The following is a 20591-nucleotide window of genomic DNA, read 5'->3' on the forward strand; positions in this document are numbered from 1 at the left end:
TATTCTGGCAGTAGAGACGCAATGATTGCGTCTTAAACTGAGTAAAATCTAGCATAGTAGAATCAAAAAAGCGGTCGAAAAATATTTTTCGACCGCTTTTTTGATGAAAACTTAGAGAATAACCCCAATCTTAAAATTCGGGATGACTCATGTTTCTATAAAAGACTTTCTACAAAATTGATAATTTTAGGCAAAAAGATAATAATATGACAAATCATAGAAGCCATAGCCGTTATCCAAACTGAGCCAGCAGCAATATCCTTGGCTTTTTTCGCCAAAGGATGAAAGTCTGGAGAAGCCAAATCCACAACCGCTTCAATGGCAGAATTAAACCCTTCCGAAGCAATCGCCAGTCCATTACCCAATATCACAAATAGCCACTCTGTAACGCTAATATCGAAAAACCAGCCAAACAAAAGCCCAAAGCCGAAGATAAGAAGATGAATACGAAAGTTATTTTCTTTCAGCAACATTCCTAAGCCCTGAAAAGCATAATTAAGACTTTTAAAAAATTTTGGAAATAGAATCATGGGAAAATGTCTGATGGTATTGGTTTAACAATTATACTAAACCTAAATTTCGCTTGGTCATTTCGAATGCTGTAGGATATTCAGTAAGTGGAGCAGGTTCATGATTAAATTCTATAGCTTTTATTCTTGAGGTTATTTCCTTTCGTCTCCAATCTTTAACGTAGTTTATACCAAGAATATCAATCATGTCATTGATACTTTGTATATGTTCTTCTGTTAAATCTGTATTCTGTGTATTGGCAAAAAAGACATGTTTTTCGTGGTCATAGGAAAGTAAAGCAAAAGGGTCATATTCTGGTAAATCAGGCTTTAATATTGAATCTATTTTTCTCCTATTCTTGTTACGATTTATTTTTCCATCAACCATAAATAAATTATCCCAAAGCCAACCTTTATCTGATTTCAAACTTTCATCAAAGTGCTCTAACTCTCCAAAATGAGATGGTAAATCTGCTGAATAGCGTCCTTCTTGATTCCAACAATGATTTTCTAAGCCTGTTAGTACAAGGGTTCTTTCTGTGTATGCACATAATCCATTTTGACAATGATATAGATTCATGATTATGTCATGATAGAACATTCCTTTTGATGAATTATATGCAGGATGTGGACACTGATGAGCTTCCAGATTTTCTTCCCATTTTTTATAGGCAGTAGATAGTATGACTGATTTGTCTATTCTTTTCATCTTATTTCAATTCCCAATTTAATAGTGTAGCTAGTTTTTGATATTTCTCAAAGGTTTCCTTTTTCTTTTCAGGGGTCAATGAGTTATGCTTTAACTTACTTTCCAAGGTTGCTAACTCTATCAATTGTCTATCTCTCAGTGGATTACTTTCTTGTTCTAAGTCAAAAACCTTTTGTAAAATACCTGTCCACGTCAAATACTGAGGATTAATAGTGTAGTTATCGACATGTTTCTCTCCTTCATAATATTTCTCTTGATATACCTTACCTCTCTCGTTAAATTTTAATTCTACAATTTCCCAAGGCTCAAATGAGGAAGCGATAAGGGGTGAGTGTGTAGCAAAAAAGAATTGACTATCTTTTGCCATACTCGTATAAAAATCAACAATTTCTTTTTGAATATCAGGATATAACGATCTTTCAGGCTCATCAAAAAGAATAATCGCTTTTTCAGGTTTTAAGCCATAAAGAGGTAAAGCAGTAAGTATCACTTGTTTTGTACCTGTACTGAGGGCATCAAAAGGTATATCCTCGCCTTGTCGAGTTTGAATTTTGATAGTTTCTATATCTTCTTTTCTTTCAAAATCAAGCTCGGTTTTTACTTTTAGGTTAAAACGATTTAAGATTTTATCGAGAAAGTTTTCTGCCAGATCAACAATTGGATTTGGAGAGTTTTTACGCCAGTTTACATATTCTTGTCTTATTTTAAGAATGTCATCATTTGATAATTCTGAATTTTGCAGCGCTTTGGATGTTTCGAGACTATTTTTTATTTCTAGTTCACGGTCTTTTATAATGGCATCGTTGATTAGTGACCAATTCTCTTTAAAATCTACCTCTCCGAAATTAATGAAGTTAGCATCTTTGTTGAAAGAAGTTTTTTCATCAAGAACTTGTTTTTGTAATGGTACATAATCAGGAAAGTAATATATTTTGGATAAGTAAGATTTATTAGTGTTAATATTTGATAGAAGATTATTTGCTTTACTGAGATATAGCATGTATGTTTTCTCACCTATGAAGGAGATAAGTGGTTGCTGATGACCTAGTTTAATTGTTGCAACAATACCATTATCAAATTTAATCTGTAACTCTGTACTTATTTTAGTATAGGAAAATTCATTTCCCTTTTGAGATGTCGATATTATTGAGTCAAGGGTTTTTCCTATCAACTCTATCAAACTCGTCTTCCCAGTACCACTTTGACCAATAAAGCACACTTTATTCAAAGCTTGACCTGCTTTTGGGTGTCCTTCAGGATAGGTGAGATCTAATTTGAAATCTTCAAATTGATTATAGTTTTTGATATGTAGTTCTGTTAGCTTCATGGTAATGGATATTTTCCTCGCAAAATAACTAAAAAAAGGCCAGTCCCTTGAACTGATCTACTAAATTAATGCTATAATGTGCCTAAATGGCAAATGCCTAGTTCAAGACTTAGTCTTGGACTTATTTTTAAACAGTTTTGAAACTGGACTAATAGCTAGTAAAAGGAATTAGATATTTTAATCACTCAATCGCCAACCACTCAATCACTCAATATTACTTGCCACAATCTTTTCTACGTGTATCTGCTAGTGCGATGATTTTCCAACCTTCTGGGGTTTTGAAAAGCTGGAAGGCATCGACGCCACAATGACTGAATTTTCCATTGGCATAAAACTCATAAGGCGTCCAAGCAGTCGCCATCTGTCCATCGATTCTGATTTCATAGCTCAATAATCTTTCTTCAATTGCCAAACTGGCAGGGAGTGAGCCAATTTGTTTGACAAAATCGGTAATTCCGTTTTCGGTTGTAAGCTCTATTTGCTGGGTTTTACGACTCATTCCTATCGACTGCATTCGGATAGATGGGTGAAAAACCGCCTTAATCATAGTGGTATCATGCTTTTGCATACCTGCAAATAGCTGGTCGATTACTGCTTTCACAGCAGTTTCATCAGCAGACTGAGCAGATAGTGATGCCGTAATACCAAGGATGATGGAGAAGGTTAATATAATTTTTTTCATATCAAAAAAGAGTTTAAATGCGTATGTTGATTTTAAAGTGTATTTTCAAATAAAGATATTCATTTTCAATCATTTTATCATAACTGTAGATATACAATACCAATGTCAGAATTTTAAATAAATGATACAAATACGGAATAATAAAAAAGGTTGTGTCGACATTTTTACAAATATCAACACAACCTTTAAAATCGTTTATTTCTGTAGCATACAAGATATATCCTTCTGATTATCTTCTAATAACAGATATACGTATAACTAATTCCTAGAATTCAGCAGTTTTTGGCGTACGAGGGAAAGGAATTACGTCACGAATATTAGTCATACCTGTAACAAACATCACCAAACGTTCGAAACCAATACCGAAACCAGCGTGAGGAGCTGTACCAAACTGACGAGTCTCCAAATACCACCAAATAGATTCGATAGGGATACCTACTTCTTGACAACGTTGTGCCAATTTTTCATAGTTATCTTCACGTTGTGAACCACCAATGATTTCACCAATACCTGGGAATAATACGTCCATAGCACGTACAGTTTGTCCTGGAACATCATCCGAAACCTCATCTAGTTTCATATAGAAAGCCTTGATGTCTTTCGGATAGTTGGTTAAGATAACTGGTTTTTTGAAGTGTTTTTCTACCAAATAACGCTCATGCTCAGATTGCAAGTCGATACCCCACGCTACAGGATATTGGAATTTACCTTCTTTATGGCGTTTTGAGCTCAATAAAATTTGAATTGCTTCGGTATATGTCAACTTGACATATTCGTTGTCAATCACAAATTTCAATTTTTCGATAAGCGCTAATTCAGAACGTTCTTCTTGTTTCTTGTTTTTCTCTTCTTCTTTCAAGCGACCTTCCAAGAATACCAAGTCATCATAACAGTTTTCAAGAGCATATCTGATAACATATTTGGTGAAATCTTCTGCCAATGCCATGTTGTCTTCCAATTCATAGAATGCAACCTCTGGCTCAATCATCCAGAACTCCGCTAAGTGGCGAGCAGTATTTGAGTTTTCGGCACGGAAAGTAGGCCCAAAAGTATATATCTTTGACAAAGCCATCGCACCCAATTCACCTTCAAGCTGACCAGATACAGTAAGGTTTGTTTCACGACCAAAGAAGTCCTCTTTGTAATTCACAGAACCGTCTTCGTTCAATGGCGGATTCTTAGGGTCGAGCGTAGTAACACGAAACATTTCACCAGCACCTTCAGCATCCGAACCAGTAATGATTGGAGTATGAAGATAGAAGAAACCATTGTCGTTGAAGTATTTATGAATCGCATAAGCCAAAGTGTGACGAACACGAAGAATTGCTGAGAATGTATTTGTACGAGGACGCAAGTGACCAATTTCTCTCAAAAACTCCAATGAGTGTTTTTTAGGTTGTAATGGGTATTTCTCAGGGTCAGCAGTACCATATACAAGCGCAGATTTTACTTGTAATTCTACTTTTTGACCTGAACCTTGTGACTCGATTAAAGTTCCTGTAATGGCTACACATGCACCAGTTGTAATGAGTTTTTGAGTTTCCTCATTCAAAACACCTGCCTCAGCTACAGCTTGGATATTGTGAATAACCGAACCGTCATTTATATTAATGAAAGTTACGTTTTTTGATTCACGCTTGGTTCTTACCCAGCCTTTTACTGTAATTTCTGAGCCTACAGCTGCTTCTGCTAAGATTTGTTTGATTTGCATTGTCTAGTTTTACAAAATGTATTTGAATAAATCTTCTTTATACTTCAATACGTAAGTATTTTAGTAAATAGGATTGCCATTTTGGTTACCTACTATTCAAAATTACTTACAATTCTGTCAATTACCGAATGATGAATTGCTTTTCATAAGTTTTTTATAAGTAGAAAAATTTTAAAAAATGTAAGTATTTGTTTTATAGGTGTTTGTGTAAAATGATTATTTGTATTTGGGATTTATCAAACATCTTAATTATTTTTATCAGATAAATTGGCAAGATTGTTGATAGAGGGTGAAAAGAAAGACCGTCTTCAAACCTCATACCAAACTTGATGGATGTTTCTACAGTAATCCTTACATGTCATAAAATATGCAAAAACTATCCTTAAACCAGTCGCTTCAACAGCGACTATCACCGCAACAAATTCAGTTTATAAAGCTCTTGCAAATTCCAACGTTTGAGCTGGCGGCTAGAATTGAAGAGGAGCTTGAAATAAATCCTGCTTTGGAAGAAGGCATGGAGATGGACAATGACGTCCAAGAGCAAAAGGAGGAATTTGACGAAGAATTCGACGACTTTAATGAAGATGAATTCGCTGATTATGAGGACAGAGATTTAGATATAGACTCTTACCTCCATGATGATTATAGTGGCTACAAAATGCAGGGTGACGGAAATGGAGGGGAGGAAGAAGAAAAAGAAATGCCAATCATGATGGTGGAGAGTTTGACAGACCATCTCAACACTCAACTCGGTTTTCTTCGTTTAGACGAAACAAAAGAAACAATTGGAAAACAAATCATCGGTTCTATTGAAGCCGATGGCTATATTCGACGTCCTTTGCAGGCCATCGTAAACGACCTTGCTTTTACTCAAGGCGTTTATACCAGCATTGAAGAAGTCGAGGAGGTTCTGCGTGCCATTCAGACTTTTGACCCTGCGGGTATTGCTGCCAGAGACTTGAAAGAGTGTTTGCTACTGCAACTTGACCGTAAGCCCCAAAGCGAGCCGCGAATTCAAGATGCGATACGTATAGTAGATGAGTACTTCGAAGAGTTTTCGAAAAAACACTACGAAAAAATCCAGAAACGACTCAATATCAGTGATGAGGCAATGAAGGAAGCAATTTCCTTAATTACCAAACTGAATCCAAAACCTGGCGCTTCTGATGATGATTCAAGTGTGACACAATTTTTAATGCCCGATTTTATTCTGACGAATAATAATGGCAAATTGGAGATTTTCTTGAATTCCAAAAATGCACCAGAATTACGAGTGAGTACTTCATTCCATGAAATGCTCGAAACCTACGATAAAAGCGACAAAAATAATAAATCAATAAAAGAAACAGTTACGTTTATCAAGCAAAAGCTAGATTCGGCCAAATGGTTTATCGACGCAATTAAACAACGTCAACAAACGCTTCTGAAAACTATGCAAGCGATTGTGGATTATCAGAAAGAGTTTTTCCTGTCTGGGGATGAATCAAAACTCAAGCCAATGATTTTGAAAGATATTGCCAACGAAATTGAGATGGATATATCGACGGTTTCGAGGGTGGCAAGTAGCAAATCCGTACAAACAGAATTTGGCTTATATCTGCTCAAGTATTTCTTCTCAGAAGGTATATCGACCGAATCTGGCGAAGATGCTTCAAGTCGTGAAGTGAAAAATATCTTGAAAGAATTGATTGAAAATGAACCTAAGAAAAGTCCACTTTCGGATGATAAACTAGAAAAATACTTAAACGAAAAAGGGTATAATATTGCTAGAAGAACGGTAGCAAAATATCGCGAACAGTTAAATATCCCAGTAGCCCGCCTTCGTAAACAACTTTAATTGCGAGTCTATCATAAGTGAATGATGAATAGTTTTAAATTTGCTGTTGCAAGAAAATTATTCATCATTCACTTTTATTTTACTCGACTTTGAACGCTCGTCTCGCATATATTCTCTCTGTAGTACTACATCCCCTAGTTATGCCAACCTTGCTGTTTGGGATTATTTTTTACCAAGCGCCTGCTGCTATCGCCAACTTGGAGCTCTTTAACAGTGCAGCCAAAGTCGGAATGCTAAGTCTAAAGTTAGGACTGTTGATTTTGATATTTCTTCAGACTTTTCTTGTTCCTGCTCTTTCTATTTATTTCGTCTACCGTTTAGGCTATATCAAAACCCTTGATATGCAAACACTTCGCGACCGACGATTGCCTTATCTCCTCACTGTGATTATTTATACTATTATTACGGCATTTTATACAAAATCCATTCAACAATTTCCTGAAGTGGCCGTGCTTATGAGTAGCATTACATTTTCTATCGCAGTAGTATCTTTTGTTAGTTTGTACTGGAAAATATCTGCTCATGCTGTTGGTATATCAGGAACAATAGGTGCAATCTTGGGAATTGCGATTCATTTTCCTGAAGCACATTTGCTTGGAACTCTTGTTGCCTTGGTACTTTTAGCAGGTTTCTTACTTTCGGCTCGACTACAACTGGCGGCACATACACTTTCTCAAATTATTGCAGGAGTAGCGGTTGGCTTGGCGATTAGCTTATCTGCCACTTTACTATTACTGTAAATAGATATTGTGGCGAGGTTTATCCAAAACGAATATTAAAGCTAAAATTAAATAGTATGCTTGCATAACAAATTATTTTTTTAGAACTTCAAACATTGATTGTAAAACCTTTTTAACAGAAAATCTATGTTTGAATTACTAAAATATGAAGTGAAAAATGCCATTGCATTTATTACGCTCAATCGACCAGAGGTATATCATGCTTTAAATCCTGCATTGATTCAGGAGATAACCAAAGCCGTAAATATAGCTTCAGATGATACAGAGGTTCGTGTGATAGTGTTGACTTCAGAAGGGGAAAAGGCTTTTTGCTCTGGTGCAGACTTAAAAGAAGGGTTAGGTAATATAAAACTACCAAGCGAATCACTGCGTAAAAACTACAATCCAATGGTTTTAGCCATGCGAAATTCACCCAAACCTATCATTGGAGGGTTAAACGGAATTGCCGCAGGCGCAGGATGTTCACTTGCTTTGGCTTGTGATATTCTGATTGCATCGGAAAATGCAGCTATGTCTGAAATTTTTGTTAGTATTGGGTTGATTATCGATGCAGGGTCCTCCTATTTCTTACCAAGAATTGTGGGATCACAACGTGCCTTTGAATTGTGCTCCACAGGCAGACGCTTAAGCGCTCAAGAGTGTTTGGAGTTAGGACTAGTTTCGAAAGTAGTACCAGCCAATGAATTTAGGGCAACTTTAGCGCTTGTCGCACAACAATATGCCAAAGCACCAACCAAAGCAATTGGGTTAATCAAAAAAGTGCTAAATCAATCTTCACATTCTTCCTTAGAGCAGATGCTAGAACTGGAAGCAGTTCATCAAGACGAGGCAGCTCAAAGCCATGATTTTGTAGAAGGAGTCACAGCATTTTTACAGAAAAGACCTGCCAATTTTCAGGGTAAATAAATATAATTAGCAAAACGGTATAGATATAAATTAGAAAAGTCAAGAGTATCACTCTTGACTTTTTCTGTAACCCGAACCCATAAAAAAATAATCTAATAAAAGATTACTTAGTTAGTATTTTGAATGCTTTCGCAATAGAATATCGTATGTTAATTGTTGATTAAAATCTTGGTCAAGTGATGCCTTAAATGCTTATTGGACGCAACGAAGATGAGCCGAGCTTATAACTCAGGAACAAGTATGAAGAAATTAGTTTTAAATTAAGTAAGGTTATAATTTATACTAATTATATCATATCGTCATCACATCTAGCGGTATGTTTTGAGGACATCTATAACAATAGCAATTTGCATTAGAATTGTTAAAATAACAATATTTTTTTCAAATATTTTTCATAGAAAATCTGCATTTTTTAAAAAGTATATATTTTTATCGTTGAAAAATCATGATTTTTGAGAAAATAAAGTGATTTGTTTTTGTTTGATTCCGAATATTCATTCACTTTATGTGGGCCTCTAAAATTTATTTTATGGTATATTTAAGGTATAATTACCCTTGAAATAACCTGTTGAAAATAGATATTTTCAATCTATAGTTTCATGCTTCAAAATGCGCTGAAGATGACTCGAAAAGATACTTTTCAGATTTGCTATTTATAGATACCCCTCTTGTATGGCACATAAACGTTGTTAGGTAATAAATGAAGAAAGAGTTCGTTGCTCTCATGAACTTTTTTTGAAATATCTCTTTTATTCAATAAAGCTGTACTCTTTTACAAGGAATTAAAGAATATACCCCGATATTTTGACATTTATTGAGTAATTTGCGGAGTAAATAGCAATAACAACCAAGTTCTTTAATGTACGATTGATTTTGTGTAAAATAAAGGCTTGCATGGTGTTGGAAAACTCTCAAAATGACTAGATGAATGTGGTATCTCGGATTATTGTTCTGTAATCCTATTCCACATAGCTCATACACTGTAATGAATAGAAACCTTACTGATGGTCTGAATTTTATCTCAAAACTTACATGGAAGCGTTTCCTAAATGCTACTCAAGTATTGGCGAGCTACTATTTCTCTAAATTTACAGGTAAAGTTTATCATTGGGGGCTTCCTATTAGTATTTCATTTGAGCCAACTACTTCTTGCAACCTACGATGCTCCGAGTGCCCAAGTGGGCTTCGTTCTTTTACCAGACCAACAGGAATGCTTTCTGATGAAATGTTTCGTCAGACTATTGATGAGCTTTCGGATACGCTTTCGTATCTGATTTTTTATTTTCAAGGCGAACCTTATCTTCATCCACAATTCTTGGAATTGGTTCAGTACGCTGCTCGTAAGAAGATTTATACAGCTACTTCGACCAATGCTCACTACTTAAGCGATGTTCAAGCCAAAAAAACCGTAGAGTCAGGACTAGATAGACTGATTATTTCGATAGATGGAACAACGCAAGAGGTGTATGAACAGTACCGCGTGGGTGGTAAACTACATAAGGTAATTGAAGGCACAAAGCATATTGTCAAATGGAAAAAAGCGCTTAAGTCTTCCACACCACATATCGTATTTCAGTTTTTGGTGGTACGTCCTAATGAGCACCAAATCGAGGAAGTAAAGCAATTAGCGAAAGAGTTAGAGGTAGATGAAGTTGCTTTAAAAACAGCTCAAATTTATGATTATGAGCAAGGTTCGGACTTGATACCGACGATAGAAAAATATGCTCGCTATCAACAGCAAGCAGACGGTAGTTATCAAATCAAGAATCATTTGCTCAATCACTGTTGGAAAATGTGGCATTCGTGCGTGATTACTTGGGATGGACTGGTAGTGCCATGTTGTTTTGATAAAGATGCTGAGCACAGACTGGGTGATTTGACTCAAACATCATTTAAGACCCTTTGGAAAGCCGAATCTTATCAAAGATTTAGACAAGTTGTTTTGAAATCAAGAAGTGAGATTGAAATGTGTAAAAACTGTACTGAAGGTACCCAAGTTTGGGCATAAAGCCTTGATACAAACAAGCTTTTGAGACAAAAATGTTAATAGAAGAAATATTAAGAAAATATGATTTTGCTCCAGTTGTGCCTTTCGATTTGTCGAAAGACACACTACTGAAAATCGACCTTACCGCTGAAAATACTGACTTAGAAAAAATAGACCTAACTAATACTGCTGTTTTTACCGAATATGTATTTGCCAAAATCCAAGAAGCACACGCTGTTTGTGCGATAGGTGGATACTTTGAAAATAGGTATATTTATCGCAGAAGTGAGCATTTCCAACAGACAGAAGAGGCACGCTCTATTCATTTGGGAGTGGATATTTGGGCTGCGGCTGGTACGGCAGTATTTGCGCCATTGGCTGGTAAGGTACATAGTTTTGCCAATAACGATAACTTTGGCGATTATGGCCCAACCATCATTTTAGAACATGAACTTGAAGGACATATTTTCTATACTTTATATGGACATTTGAGTGTAGGTTCTTTAGATGGACTAGCAATTAATCAAGTAATCAATAAAGGACAGCGTATAGCAGAATTCGGCAATTTTCCTGAAAATGGTAACTGGCCTCCGCATTTACATTTTCAGGTGATGACGGATATGTTGGGTAAACGAGGAGATTTTCCTGGGGTATGTGAACCGTCCAAAATTGATATTTATCGAGCTATTTGTCCTAATGCTCATATCTTACTGAAAACCGACACTTTATATTAGTACTTTAATCGCAAAAACCTTAAAACTGTATGCACATTGGCTTTTTAAATATTGATTTTATAGATGTAGTTGACGTAATGCTGGTAGCTTTCTTGCTCTATCAGATATACCGACTCATTCAGGGTAGTATTGCGAATAAGATATTTTTTGGCTTTATCATCGTATATGTTGTCTATTTGTTGGCAACAGCCTTTGGAATGGAATTGCTTTCAGCCATTTTGGGACAATTTATGAATGTAGGGGTATTGGCGCTTTTGATTATTTTTCAACAAGAAATTCGCCGTTTTTTATTGATGTTAGGGCGTTCGACTTCTGTTCAGGAAAATGCTATTTTGAAAAGATTTTATACGCCTAAAATTTCCAAAGATAAGGTATCCAATCTTCAAGCTATCGTGGAAGCAACTCGTACGATGGCGGCTACACATACAGGTGCGCTGATTGTTATTGAAAAAGAAGATGATTTGAAAAAATTCATCGAATCAGGCGATGAAATAGACTCTCAGGTATCCAAAAGATTATTGTTGACCATTTTTCATAAAAACTCACCATTACACGATGGTGCCGTTATTATCAAAAATAGTCGTTTGGCTGCGGCTCGCTGTATGCTTCCTATCTCAGAAAGTGGTACGATTTCGCCAACGTTGGGTTTCAGACACCGTGCTGCATTTGGGATGAGCGAACAAACCGATGCGGCAGTGATTGTGGTTTCTGAGGAAAAAGGAGAGGTTTCATTTGTATCTCATGGTGGAATTTTTAGAAATATGTCTACCAAAGATTTAGAAGCAAAATTGAGTGAGTACTTATTGAATTAGCTAGTTACTAGTTAATCGTATATCCGTTATTTGAAGGCGCTCACAACTCATAATTCGGCATTAATAATGATACATAAAAACAAAAAGGCTGTTTCAAATTTGAAACAGCCTTTTTGTTTTTATGATGAGTAAAAAACCTTCATTGGTTAATAGTAGGAGAACATCTATTGTTGAAGTAGATAATCTTTGATAATAATTATACTAATAACCAATAACTTTTACTTACAAGATAAATCTAGTTGACAAGAAGTTAGATTCTTGATTTTCAACAATTTGGTTTACCAATGCTTTGTTCTCCGCAGTTTGTTTTGTTGCTACAACCGTACGAATCGAGAACGAACGAAGGGCTGCTGTTACAGACAAAGTACCTTCAGCAGAGTCTTTACGACCTGTGAATGGGAATGTATCTGGTCCACGTTGACATTGAGCATTGATATTCACACGAGAAACTTGGTTTACTGCTGCATCAATCAATTCAGAAATCTGGTTTACATCCGTTCCGAAAATAGATACTTGCTGACCGTGTGACGAATTGGTAATATATTCGATTGGTTCTTCAATATTGTTGAAAGGAACCACTGGAACTACAGGGCCAAATTGTTCTTCATGCCAGATTTTCATTTGGCTAGTTACTGGTGAAAGTAAAGCAGGGAATACGAATGATTTGAAGCTTTCGCCACCGTTTTCGTTAATCACTTTAGCACCATGCAATTTAGCATCTTCGATAAGTTCTTTCAAATAAGCTGGCTTATTTGGCTCAGGAAGTGGCGTAATGTTTACACCTTTTTCCCACATCAAACCTAATTTCAATTTGCCAATTTCTTCAGCCATACGTTGGTTAAATTTCTCAATCAATGTGTCGTGAACGAACATGATTTTGAGTGCAGTACAACGCTGACCATTGAATGACAATGAGCCTAGCATACATTCTTTAACGGCTAATTCGAGGTCTGAACTTTCTGTAACGATAGCTGCATTTTTAGCATCCAAACCTAAGATTGCTCTCAAACGGTTTACTTTAGGGTGCATTTTTTTCAACTTATCTGCTACTTTCGATGAACCAATTAACGTCAATACATCGATTTTACCTGACTCCATCAAGCTAGGAATAACCGAGTTTCCACGACCATAAACAGTGTTGATTACACCAGCAGGGAATGAATCACGGAATGCCTCTAACAATGGGTAGTGCAATAAAGTACCGTGTTTCGGAGGCTTAAATAACAACGTATTTCCCATAATCAAAGCAGGAATCAACGTTGTGAAAGTTTCATTCAATGGATAGTTGAATGGCCCCATACACAATACAACTCCTAGTGGCGAGCGACGTACCTGACCAATAATGCCTTCTTCAATCAAGAAAGTAGAAGAGTTACGGTCGATATCCTTAAGCGCATCAATTGTATCGTAGATATATTGAACGGTACGGTCAAATTCTTTTTGAGAATCACCTAAAGACTTACCGATTTCCCACATCAACAATTTAACAACCTCGTCACGTTTCTGGATCATTTTTTGAGTGAAACGCTCAACACATTCGATACGTTGTTTTACACTCATCGATGGCCATTCGCCACGACCGTTGTTGTAAGCTTTCACAGCTGCATACAACACTTCAATGGCATCTGGGGCATCAGTGATAGGGTAAGAACCAATACGTTTTTGTTCTAAACCTTTCTCAGTTTTTACATAAACAGGAGACCATACATCTTGGGTTTTACCAGTCCATTGACGCATCTCGCCATTTACCAAGTATTCACGTTGCTCAATCGGCTCAGTGATATTATATTCTGCTGGAATATCAACCTCCGCAGGAAACAAATTTTCGAGTTGGGATGTGTTCATAATACGCTAAAAAATAATTGGCTTGAGATTAATTTTTGTTTCAGTTAACAGTTTTACTATAGTGTTTGAATATGCTACGAATTGTACAATTTTCGCTGATTGATTTCTTGCCAAAGTTCAATAAAAAGCTAATTTCATCCGTCAAGCTTCGTTGATTTATTGAAATTTTACAATGTTGGATTAGTTTTATTCAAAAAAAATCTTTTCAGCTTTGATAAATGGCCTTATTATTATAAGCTATTTTATCTACTCTGAGTTCCTGTTTTGTTGACTTTGTATATTGTTTTTTGGTAGATATAAAGCAAAAAAAATACCTTCAACACTTACTATCACAAAGTCGTGTTGAAGGTATTTTTACTCTATTGAAAGATATATTCGTGTGACTAAATGCTCAAAATTAGTATGTCACTACTGGAGCTAAAGTTTTTGCGTGCTCGATAAATCCTTCTACTTGAGACAAGCTTGGAACGCGTCCACTTAAGCCTTTTGCTTCATTTGTTTCTAACATTTTAGCATGCAAGTTAGCTGCATTACGAGTTGCTAATTCTTTTACAGTATCTACACCAGCAGCCTCCAAAAGATCTGATGTTTCTTCTGCTACTCCTTTGATTCTGAACAAATCAGCCATGTTTACCCAACGAAGGATGCGTTTTTCATCGATTCCTGTTTCATTTGCTAATGAAGAGCGACCTTTTTTAGTAGCGCCAACTTCAAGAAGTTGTTCAACAGTTTTGATGTTTACGGCACCTAATTTTTCAGCATAAACTGGACCAATTCCTTCGATGTCTAAGATGTTATAAGCCATTTTTTTCTAAAAGTTAAATAATTGATTATTAGATTGTTGTTTAGATTTTACTCCAATCCTCAATCGATTAAAGAAAGAGAGTTATTGAGTAAAGATTATTTTAAATTTATGACAAAAACTTCGTGCAAGCATAAATGATGGCACAAATACAGGTCTTTTACACAAACTTAATAGACAAGAAAAGCTAGATAGGATTTTGATGCTAAGCTACAATCAAGCTATTGATTTTGAAAGTAAATTTTCGAGGAGTCAGAAATTCAACTATTCAAAGTTATAGCAAGATGATATAAATGAAAAAGGGGGCAAAAAAACAACTACCAAGGTTATATCTTGTTGTGAGTAAATTTAGAAATATATCTATAAAAAAAACAAGGATTATTAAGCTTTTTTCTATTTTGATAGCTTAAAATCCTTGTTTTGTGAAATATGAATCAAAATGACTCAATGATCTATTTGAGGAAAATCAATAAAATTATTTAAGTATTTAGAAAAACCATTACCCGAACAAATAACACTCTCATTTTTGAAGGCAAAATAGAAAATTATGTTACCATTACTTTCAGCCCCTACATGGCTATTTTCAAAATAATCGAGTAAATAGTCTTGTCTAATAACCAAAGGCTTCGACCAATTATGATTGTGCCTAACCAAAAAGATATAGTGAACTAATACATTTGAAATATTTCTTAAATTTTTAAGAGGAACACTAAACTGGGCACTGAATCCATCTTTACGAATTTTTGAGGTAGATGTTTTTACTTGTACTCTTCTTAATGTCCCACTATCATCCTGAACCACGAAAATATCATCGCCAATATCAACCTCTGGGATGGCGACATTCCACCCTAACATTAAAAACTCTGACATGATAAATAGGTGTCCGGCTTTGCCGAGATATTGATTAAATTTTTTCGTCACGAGGTGTTACTTTGTGTAAAACATTTCCTGTCTTGTTATCTACAAATTCAATTTCATCCAGCATTTTGAGGTCACTATTTTTATCAACTCCTAAAAGTGCAGGGTAAATGTAGTTTTCTAAGGTACCAAAATATATTTCAAAATCACTTTTGGTATCGTATCCTACAAAAATATTATTAGCAGGATGTGCATTGGGAAATAGCTTTTTGATAAAATCCCTTATCGAAGGGGCTATACTGAAAGAATACCCATCTATCTGTTTATTTACATTGATTCTAACAGTGTTCATAATGAGTCGGTTATAACTTATAGAATATTTTGAGAATGAAGTATAAACAGTACTTTATCTACACATTACGCAAACTGCTTCAGCATATACTTACGACGAAGTTGGTTTATTAAAAACTTCTTCTGCGCTGTAAAGCCATCAGGGTGCATTTCATTAAAAATCTTTTTCAATTCTGCGAAATGCTTTGGATTGTCCCATAAAAACATTTCGGCATTGATATTTTTTTCTTCGAGATATTGCTCAAATACCATGATTTTGTGATTTAAACTTTAAGCAGCAAGGTGCTTTTTCTGATTCTTACGTAATATTACTAAATACACCAAACTTACCAAAGACAATACCGCTGCAATGATGTACGAATAGGGGAGGTTTTCAACTTTACCTTGGTAAAGTTTTCCTGCCACGACTGCTCCTATACCAATGCCTGCTTCAAGAGCAATATACATGGTTGCCATCGCACGACCTCGGTATCGCTCGTCAGACAAGTCTACAGTCCAAGCTGTTAGGGTAGGAGTGTTAAAGCCCCATGAGAAACCAAACAGAATAGAAGCTAACATCAAGGCTGTAAAGTTATTGGCATATCCTAAAATCAGCATAGCTACAGCCAATAAGACACTTGAAATAATAAGTACAGGAATTCTTCCGTATTTATCTGAGCTTTTGGCAAAAAACATCCTAACCACTAAAGATGCAATCGTATAAACTGTAAAGAATATTCCTTTGTTGCTCATGCCAAGCATCTTGGTTTGATCGGGAATGAGTGTTAAGATAACGCCCGACGAAAACGAAACTAATAACATGACCAAAAAAGTAGGAATTACTCTCGGTTCGAAGACGTCGACCCAGCCTATTTTGAAAAGTTTTAGAGAAAAAGGCTGTTTTTGTTCTTTGGGAAGGGTTTCTTTCATATTTACCAAAATCAAAATCGATAATAAGGCAAATGAAGAAGAAGTATAAAACATGGTATTTATCGAGAATAACTCAGTGAGGTAGCCTCCAATGGTTGGTCCCATCGACATACCTGTGGCAGTAAAAATGCCTAACATTCCTTGTGCCTCGCCACGACGGTCTTCGGGAATAATATCGGCAACATAAGCCGAAGTTGCCGTAGGTTTGGTTCCTGTAGACATCCCATGAATAAATCTTAGGAAAAGGAATGTAGCTACGCCACTTACTAAAGGATAAATACCACCGCAAATAAAACATACCACAGAACCAAAAGCCATAATTGGTACTCGACCAATAGTATCAGTAAGCTTGCCTGAAAATGGTCGCGAAATACCAGCGGTAAGTGTGAATAAGGCAATGATATATCCAATATATTCTTTGCCACCCATAGATGCCAAATAATCTGGCAACTCTGGAATCATCATTTGAAAACTTGCTGAAAAAAGGAAATTACTTAAACATAAAAGCCAAAACTGAAGGGTGTAAATAGAATTTTTTTTTGTCATGTTACTAAATGGATTGTGTCAAAACTCATACGTCTGAGCAATACAACTTATGAGAATGTATTAGGAATGTATCGACTTTTCAAAGAGCCTTAATAGCTCAAGAGCAGCCTTGATGGGTAATTTTTGCCCTTCTGTTACCGCTGATTCTACACTCGAAAGCTCTTGTTGAATCTGTGGATTTTGGTAAAATCGTTCTTCTAGTGTTTGCTTGATAAAATCATGCATCCATGCTAGATTTTGTTGCTTGCGGTTATTAAAGAAATACCCATTTTGTTGTAAAAGTTCACGATGAGAAAGGATAGTTTTCCAAATATCATCTATTCCCGTTTGTGTCACTGCCGAGCACGTTAATACTTTTGGATACCAGCCGCTACCACTAGCAGGGAATAAATGCAAGGCATTTTCATAGGAAACTTTCGCCTGACGAGCTTGTAGTTCATTGCCCGAATCAGACTTGGTAATTGCTACCAAATCAGCCATTTCCATAATGCCTTTCTTGATGCCTTGAAGCTCGTCGCCAGCACCAGCTAACATTAGCAATAAGAAAAAATCTACCATACCATGAACAAACGTTTCTGATTGTCCAACTCCAACAGTTTCTATAATAATCACTTCAAAACCCGCTGCTTCGCAAAGCAACATCGTTTCTCTTGTTTTATGTGTTACGCCTCCCAATGAGATACCCGCTGGCGAAGGTCGTATATATGCCAAAAGGTCTCTCGAAAGTTCTTCCATACGTGTCTTATCACCAAGAATACTACCTTTTGAAATTTGACTACTTGGGTCGATCGCCAACACTGCAATTTTTTTTCCTTGATTGGTCAAGTGTTTTCCAAAGGTCTCAATAAAAGTACTTTTGCCAACGCCAGGGACGCCTGTAATGCCTAAACGGACTGAGTTTCCTGTATGTGGCAAGAGTGTTTCGAGTACTTCTCTGGCTAGTGCCTTATCTGTATCGAGCTGACTTTCGATTAAGGTAATTGCTCTGCTCAGTATCATTCGGTTGCCTTCTAATACTCCAGCAACGTATTCTTCCTTGCTAAGTCGTTTTCTCATTTGGTTTTTATATGGGGTTTTGTTTTGTTTTTTGTTAGTGAACAGGGGCAGAGGCACAGAGGCACAAAGTGTTGGGGATATGAGGGTATAGTTTTTTCGAAAAAAGTGGGAAAAAGTAGGTTAGAAGTAAGTAGATGGCATGTAGGATTTTATTTACCCTAATCCCTAATCCCTAATCCCTAATCCCTAATCCCTAATCCCTAATCCCTAATCCCTAATCCCTAATCCCTAATCCCTAATCCCTAATCCCTAATCCCTAATCCCTAATCCCTAATCCCTGTATTTCTCTAAAAGCATATTTGCAAATAATAAGTCTTCTGGAGTTGTAATTTTGATATTTTCATAAGAACCATCAATCAAATGAATCGGAAAGCCTGCTGCTTCTACTACGCTGGCATCGTCGGTAAATGTGCTTAATTCTTCTGTTTCAAAAGCTTTTTTCAAAATACTTACTTGAAATGTCTGTGGTGTCTGAATCAAACGTACTGTGGCACGGTCCACGGCGACTCCGTTGACTCTTACCGAATCTTTGGATGGAACGCTTACCACGGCACTACCCAAGGTCTGTGCTGTTTGGTAACTATTTTGAATAACTGTTGCCTCTACAAACGGACGAACACCGTCATGAATGCTGACCAACCCATCGCCTTCGATGCGAGCAAGACCGTTTTGAGAAGATTGAAAACGAGTTTGACCGCCATCTACCAACCAATGAGGAACTTGCTGGGCTACAGCTGCATGTTTTTCGCAAAGAGATTGCCAGTATGCCTGATGAGCTTTGGGTAATACCAAAATCAATTGGATACTTTCGTCTGCTTTTTTGAAGCGTAAAAGGGTATGGAAAAGTATTGGTAAACCATCTAGCTCAATGAATTGCTTGGGAAGCTGACTTTGCATACGACTACCACTACCGCCTGCAACAACGATGGCATATTTGTTTGAAGACATAATGATGATATAAATTAGGAAACAGCCTTTAAACAAGAAGTCGTAAGAAATTTGTGTTGAAACAAACTCTTACGACTTCTCAAAGTATTGCTAATTCTTACGCTGGAAAGAAATGGATTAGATAATCAACATTGCATCGCCGTAGCTGAAGAATTTGTATTTTTCTTTAATCGCAATTTCGTATGCTTCTTTGATTAATTCATAACCACCAAATGCGCTTGTCATCATGATAAGGATAGACTCCGGCAAGTGGAAATTAGTTAAAAGAGCATTTGGAATACGGAAATCGTAAGGAGGGAAGATAAATTTATCTGTCCAACCTTCAATTGGCTTTAAGTGACCGTCTGCCGATACGGAAGATTCCAACGCTTTCAAGGCAGTTGTACCAATCGCACAAATACGCTTGTTGGTATCAATACCGTCGTTGACCAACTTACAAGTATCTTCAGGAATAAAGAAGTTTTCTGAATCTGTTTTGTGCTTGGTAAGGTCTTCTACATCTACCTGACGGAAAGTACCTAAACCTACGTGCAAAGTCAACGGTGTAAATGCTACGCCTTTCAACTCCATACGTTTCATGATGATTTTGTTGAAGTGCAAACCTGCTGTTGGAGCCGCTACAGCACCTACGTGTTCAGCATAGATGGTTTGATAACGTTCTTCATCACTTGTTTCTACTTTACGTTTAAAACGAATTTCGTCTGGAAGTGGTGTTTCTCCTAATTCATGAATGGCTTTCATCAAGGCATCATGATCGCCATCGTACAAGAAACGAATCGTACGACCACGTGAAGTAGTATTGTCGATTACCTCAGCTACTAAATCACTGTCACCAAAATATAATTTGTTACCTACGCGAATTTTACGAGCTGGATCTACCAACACGTCCCACAAGCGGTGCTCACGGTTCAATTCACGAAGTAAGAAAACTTCAATTTTAGCACCTGTTTTTTCTTTTTGTCCAAACAAACGTGCAGGAAATACTTTTGTATTGTTAGTTACCATTACATCACCATCTTCAAAGTAGTTGATGATGTCGGAAAACATCTTGTGTTCAATTTGTTTTGTCTTGCGATTTACAACCATCAAGCGAGACTCTCCACGGTTTTCTGATGGATAAAGTGCGATCAAGCTCTGTGGCAGGTCAAATCTAAATTCCGAAAGTTTCATTATGCTATTTATTGCTGTTTATGTTCTGTCAAAAGACAACAAATGCCCTACGATATTACTATGTTCACACGGGCTAAGTTATCTATTTGAAAGCGATTCTTGCAAATATACAATTTTACTATAGGCCTTGTCAATACATTTTCTATTGTAAT

20 protein-coding genes are annotated in these 20591 nt (G+C 36.4%); 6 read left to right on the top strand and 14 right to left on the bottom strand.

Features of this window, described 5'->3' with window-relative positions:
- Positions 1–155: 155 nt before the first annotated feature.
- The 5 genes from QM481_RS13975 to asnS all read right to left on the bottom strand — a co-directional run bounded on the left by QM481_RS13975 (position 156) and on the right by asnS (position 4938).
- Positions 156–530: a diacylglycerol kinase family protein gene (locus QM481_RS13975; RefSeq protein WP_283382191.1), complete on the bottom strand. Its 375-nt coding sequence runs from the start codon at positions 528–530 to the stop codon at positions 156–158.
- A 31-nt stretch (positions 531–561) separates the two neighbouring features.
- Positions 562–1218: a hypothetical protein gene (locus tag QM481_RS13980; protein WP_283382192.1), complete on the bottom strand. Its 657-nt coding sequence runs from the start codon at positions 1216–1218 to the stop codon at positions 562–564.
- A gap of 1 nt (position 1219) precedes the next feature.
- Positions 1220–2545: an AAA family ATPase gene (locus QM481_RS13985; RefSeq protein WP_283382193.1), complete on the bottom strand. Its 1326-nt coding sequence runs from the start codon at positions 2543–2545 to the stop codon at positions 1220–1222.
- A gap of 214 nt (positions 2546–2759) precedes the next feature.
- A complete protein-coding gene (locus QM481_RS13990) occupies positions 2760–3227 on the bottom strand; it encodes a nuclear transport factor 2 family protein (RefSeq protein ID WP_283382194.1) in 468 nt (155 codons plus the stop codon).
- Between the two features lie 265 nt (positions 3228–3492).
- On the bottom strand, positions 3493–4938 hold the full coding sequence (asnS, locus tag QM481_RS13995; protein ID WP_283382195.1) for an asparagine--tRNA ligase: 1446 nt from the start codon (positions 4936–4938) through the stop codon (positions 3493–3495).
- A gap of 367 nt (positions 4939–5305) precedes the next feature.
- On the opposite strand from asnS, the gene rpoN reads away from it, so the two are divergent.
- The 6 genes from rpoN to cdaA all read left to right on the top strand — a co-directional run bounded on the left by rpoN (position 5306) and on the right by cdaA (position 11954).
- Positions 5306–6775 carry an RNA polymerase factor sigma-54 gene (rpoN, locus tag QM481_RS14000; RefSeq protein WP_283382196.1) on the top strand — a complete coding sequence of 490 codons (1470 nt, stop codon included), beginning with the start codon at positions 5306–5308 and terminating at the stop codon, positions 6773–6775.
- 140 nt (positions 6776–6915) lie between these two features.
- Positions 6916–7515: a hypothetical protein gene (locus tag QM481_RS14005; protein WP_166553004.1), complete on the top strand. Its 600-nt coding sequence runs from the start codon at positions 6916–6918 to the stop codon at positions 7513–7515.
- A 126-nt stretch (positions 7516–7641) separates the two neighbouring features.
- Positions 7642–8421 (top strand): enoyl-CoA hydratase/isomerase family protein, encoded by a 780-nt coding sequence (locus QM481_RS14010; RefSeq protein WP_283382197.1) that lies wholly within the window; start codon positions 7642–7644, stop codon positions 8419–8421.
- Positions 8422–9406: 985 nt separating this feature from the next.
- Positions 9407–10429, top strand: coding sequence for an SPASM domain-containing protein (locus tag QM481_RS14015; RefSeq protein WP_283382244.1), 1023 nt, complete (start codon positions 9407–9409; stop codon positions 10427–10429).
- 32 nt (positions 10430–10461) lie between these two features.
- Positions 10462–11142 (top strand): peptidoglycan DD-metalloendopeptidase family protein, encoded by a 681-nt coding sequence (locus QM481_RS14020; RefSeq protein ID WP_283382198.1) that lies wholly within the window; start codon positions 10462–10464, stop codon positions 11140–11142.
- Between the two features lie 29 nt (positions 11143–11171).
- Positions 11172–11954, top strand: coding sequence for a diadenylate cyclase CdaA (gene cdaA, locus QM481_RS14025; RefSeq protein ID WP_166553000.1), 783 nt, complete (start codon positions 11172–11174; stop codon positions 11952–11954).
- A 222-nt stretch (positions 11955–12176) separates the two neighbouring features.
- Here cdaA and QM481_RS14030 read toward each other — a convergent pair whose 3' ends face one another.
- The 9 genes from QM481_RS14030 to queA form a co-directional block, all read right to left on the bottom strand.
- Positions 12177–13799, bottom strand: a complete 1623-nt coding sequence (locus tag QM481_RS14030; RefSeq protein WP_283328367.1) for an NADP-dependent glyceraldehyde-3-phosphate dehydrogenase — start codon at positions 13797–13799, stop codon at positions 12177–12179.
- A gap of 397 nt (positions 13800–14196) precedes the next feature.
- A complete protein-coding gene (locus tag QM481_RS14035; RefSeq protein WP_166552998.1) occupies positions 14197–14604 on the bottom strand; it encodes a DUF4332 domain-containing protein in 408 nt (135 codons plus the stop codon).
- 441 nt (positions 14605–15045) lie between these two features.
- Positions 15046–15471 (bottom strand): hypothetical protein, encoded by a 426-nt coding sequence (locus tag QM481_RS14040; protein WP_283382199.1) that lies wholly within the window; start codon positions 15469–15471, stop codon positions 15046–15048.
- Positions 15472–15505: 34 nt separating this feature from the next.
- The gene (locus QM481_RS14045) at positions 15506–15811 is read right to left on the bottom strand and encodes a hypothetical protein (protein ID WP_166552996.1); all 306 of its coding nucleotides are present in this window, start codon (positions 15809–15811) and stop codon (positions 15506–15508) included.
- 65 nt (positions 15812–15876) lie between these two features.
- Positions 15877–16062: a hypothetical protein gene (locus QM481_RS14050; RefSeq protein ID WP_166552995.1), complete on the bottom strand. Its 186-nt coding sequence runs from the start codon at positions 16060–16062 to the stop codon at positions 15877–15879.
- Between the two features lie 18 nt (positions 16063–16080).
- Entirely contained in the window at positions 16081–17265 is a 1185-nt protein-coding gene (locus tag QM481_RS14055) for an MFS transporter (RefSeq protein ID WP_283382200.1), read from the bottom strand.
- A gap of 60 nt (positions 17266–17325) precedes the next feature.
- On the bottom strand, positions 17326–18321 hold the full coding sequence (meaB, locus tag QM481_RS14060) for a methylmalonyl Co-A mutase-associated GTPase MeaB (protein WP_283382201.1): 996 nt from the start codon (positions 18319–18321) through the stop codon (positions 17326–17328).
- Positions 18322–18591: 270 nt separating this feature from the next.
- The gene (locus QM481_RS14065; protein ID WP_166552185.1) at positions 18592–19269 is read right to left on the bottom strand and encodes a 2-C-methyl-D-erythritol 4-phosphate cytidylyltransferase; all 678 of its coding nucleotides are present in this window, start codon (positions 19267–19269) and stop codon (positions 18592–18594) included.
- A 117-nt stretch (positions 19270–19386) separates the two neighbouring features.
- Positions 19387–20439 carry a tRNA preQ1(34) S-adenosylmethionine ribosyltransferase-isomerase QueA gene (gene queA / locus QM481_RS14070; RefSeq protein WP_095166584.1) on the bottom strand — a complete coding sequence of 351 codons (1053 nt, stop codon included), beginning with the start codon at positions 20437–20439 and terminating at the stop codon, positions 19387–19389.
- Between the last annotated feature and the right edge of the window lie 152 nt (positions 20440–20591).

This window comes from Flectobacillus rivi (assembly GCF_030056655.1).
Taxonomy (GTDB): domain Bacteria; phylum Bacteroidota; class Bacteroidia; order Cytophagales; family Spirosomataceae; genus Flectobacillus; species Flectobacillus rivi.

Coding starts and splice junctions, on each gene's coding strand:
- QM481_RS14010 (WP_283382197.1), top strand. CDS start 7,642: ATGTTTGAATTACTAAAATATGAAGTGAAAAATGCCATTGCATTTATT.
- QM481_RS14030 (WP_283328367.1), bottom strand. CDS start 13,799: ATGAACACATCCCAACTCGAAAATTTGTTTCCTGCGGAGGTTGATATT.
- QM481_RS14050 (WP_166552995.1), bottom strand. CDS start 16,062: ATGGTATTTGAGCAATATCTCGAAGAAAAAAATATCAATGCCGAAATG.
- cdaA (WP_166553000.1), top strand. CDS start 11,172: ATGCACATTGGCTTTTTAAATATTGATTTTATAGATGTAGTTGACGTA.
- QM481_RS14055 (WP_283382200.1), bottom strand. CDS start 17,265: ATGACAAAAAAAAATTCTATTTACACCCTTCAGTTTTGGCTTTTATGT.
- QM481_RS14045 (WP_166552996.1), bottom strand. CDS start 15,811: ATGAACACTGTTAGAATCAATGTAAATAAACAGATAGATGGGTATTCT.
- meaB (WP_283382201.1), bottom strand. CDS start 18,321: ATGAGAAAACGACTTAGCAAGGAAGAATACGTTGCTGGAGTATTAGAA.
- QM481_RS13975 (WP_283382191.1), bottom strand. CDS start 530: ATGATTCTATTTCCAAAATTTTTTAAAAGTCTTAATTATGCTTTTCAG.
- QM481_RS13980 (WP_283382192.1), bottom strand. CDS start 1,218: ATGAAAAGAATAGACAAATCAGTCATACTATCTACTGCCTATAAAAAA.
- QM481_RS14015 (WP_283382244.1), top strand. CDS start 9,407: ATGAATAGAAACCTTACTGATGGTCTGAATTTTATCTCAAAACTTACA.
- queA (WP_095166584.1), bottom strand. CDS start 20,439: ATGAAACTTTCGGAATTTAGATTTGACCTGCCACAGAGCTTGATCGCA.
- asnS (WP_283382195.1), bottom strand. CDS start 4,938: ATGCAAATCAAACAAATCTTAGCAGAAGCAGCTGTAGGCTCAGAAATT.
- QM481_RS13985 (WP_283382193.1), bottom strand. CDS start 2,545: ATGAAGCTAACAGAACTACATATCAAAAACTATAATCAATTTGAAGAT.
- rpoN (WP_283382196.1), top strand. CDS start 5,306: ATGCAAAAACTATCCTTAAACCAGTCGCTTCAACAGCGACTATCACCG.
- QM481_RS13990 (WP_283382194.1), bottom strand. CDS start 3,227: ATGAAAAAAATTATATTAACCTTCTCCATCATCCTTGGTATTACGGCA.
- QM481_RS14040 (WP_283382199.1), bottom strand. CDS start 15,471: ATGTCAGAGTTTTTAATGTTAGGGTGGAATGTCGCCATCCCAGAGGTT.
- QM481_RS14005 (WP_166553004.1), top strand. CDS start 6,916: ATGCCAACCTTGCTGTTTGGGATTATTTTTTACCAAGCGCCTGCTGCT.
- QM481_RS14020 (WP_283382198.1), top strand. CDS start 10,462: ATGTTAATAGAAGAAATATTAAGAAAATATGATTTTGCTCCAGTTGTG.
- QM481_RS14065 (WP_166552185.1), bottom strand. CDS start 19,269: ATGTCTTCAAACAAATATGCCATCGTTGTTGCAGGCGGTAGTGGTAGT.
- QM481_RS14035 (WP_166552998.1), bottom strand. CDS start 14,604: ATGGCTTATAACATCTTAGACATCGAAGGAATTGGTCCAGTTTATGCT.